The organism is Pseudomonadota bacterium (assembly GCA_022361155.1).
Classification (GTDB): domain Bacteria; phylum Myxococcota_A; class Polyangia; order Polyangiales; family JAKSBK01; genus JAKSBK01.
On record JAKSBK010000322.1, the window covers coordinates 1 to 1,429 of the forward strand.

The 1,429-nt window shown below is 49.0% G+C and carries 1 protein-coding gene and 2 pseudogenes; all 3 read right to left on the bottom strand.

What is annotated here, in order from left to right; all coding sequences use genetic code 11:
• A pseudogene (locus MJD61_12515) lies at positions 1–610 on the bottom strand (VWA domain-containing protein).
• Positions 590–763, bottom strand: a pseudogene (locus MJD61_12520) (BatA domain-containing protein). Before MJD61_12520 ends, MJD61_12515 begins: the two co-directional pseudogenes overlap by 21 nt.
• A 2-nt stretch (positions 764–765) precedes the next feature.
• Positions 766–1,429 (bottom strand): hypothetical protein (locus MJD61_12525; protein MCG8556091.1); only part of this gene is annotated, 664 nt, incomplete at its 5' end.

A 1,429-nucleotide genomic window follows, 5' to 3' on the forward strand; every position in this document is an offset into this window, starting at 1 on the left:
CATCGATCTGAACCGGCATCCGGACATATCGTTTTCCCCAAATGGGATCATCGACTGGAAAAAGCGCGTCGCCACGCTTGCCGACCCCGATGGTATAAATCCGAATATCGAAGGCATCCGCGACCTTGGCAGCGGTGAGTGGATCTAGTTGACCCCGATTATTCTGCCCGTCGGTAAGCAGAATGACTACCTTGCTCTTGGCTTTGCTATCTCTAAGTCGATTCGCGGCATTTGCGATGGCCATGCCGATGGCGGTTCCGTCCTCTATGAGGCCGATCTCGATCTCCTGAAGGAAATTCAGCAAAATTCCATAATCTAGGGTGAGTGGACATTGTGTGAAGCTCTTAGCAGCGAACACAACCATGCCTATGCGGTCGTTGGTTCTCCCTTCGATGAAATCGGCGGCAACCAGTTTGGCGGCCTCCAAGCGATTATGGGGTTTGAAGTCCTCGGCAAGCATACTGCTTGAAATATCCATGGCCAAGACGATGTCCACGCCTTCAGTCAGGATTTCCTCCTCGGTGTGTCCGGCTTGTGGTCGAGCAAAGCATACAATCAGCAAACCCAAAGCCAATAGTCGAAGGGCAAAAACTGTGTGTCGGTAGTTTCTTTTGCCAGCATACTTTTGGACACTTTTAACGAAGCCCAAATTGGAGTACGTCAACGTTCCGCCGCGCCTCACATTTCTCCTGATATACCAATAGGCAAGAATCGGTAAGAGAATAAATAAGCTCAAAAACTCAGGATTCGCAAACCGAAACATCTTTAGCTCTTTTCTGCTTTGTCCATTAGAACATCGCTCTCGGCGATTTCGCCCGCCTTTGCATTTTCAGGTGTTTCTGTGGACGCTTTCCGGATATCCGATGATATCGTTGGTTGATCGTACACGAGCTTTGATTTTTCGACGATATCGAACGCTCTTATTAGGGACAACTCGTTTTCTTCCGAAGTTGGAACATACTTGGCAAACTTTGCTAAATCGCAAAATTCTAGAAATTCTTGGATCGCCCGGACGAATTCATCCTCCACTCTAGCCTTCTCCAGCTCTTGAATTAACTCAAAGGTCGTAAGCTCCACAGCCCTAATGAAGTATCGCCCTTCGATGTAACGACGAATGATATCCGATATCTCGATGTAGTACTGCTTTGTCTGCCCATCCTTTAAAAGCGAGGATTTCTTAAGTTCATTTAACTGTTCGAAAGCAATCTCATGGGCCGGCCGAGGCGGTTCCACTTTTTCCGGAAGAAGTCCTTTGCCTGCTCGCTTACGCCGCCACACATAGAAACCGATACCGACGGTCAATAGGGCAACCAAACCTAGGCCTCCCCACAGCAAGATTTCTCGTAGATTCCGAGCAAGGGCCTGCGGGAGCGAAATATCGTCGATGTCATCGCCTTCCGCGCGCGCCCGACTTTCAACCGTAATCTTA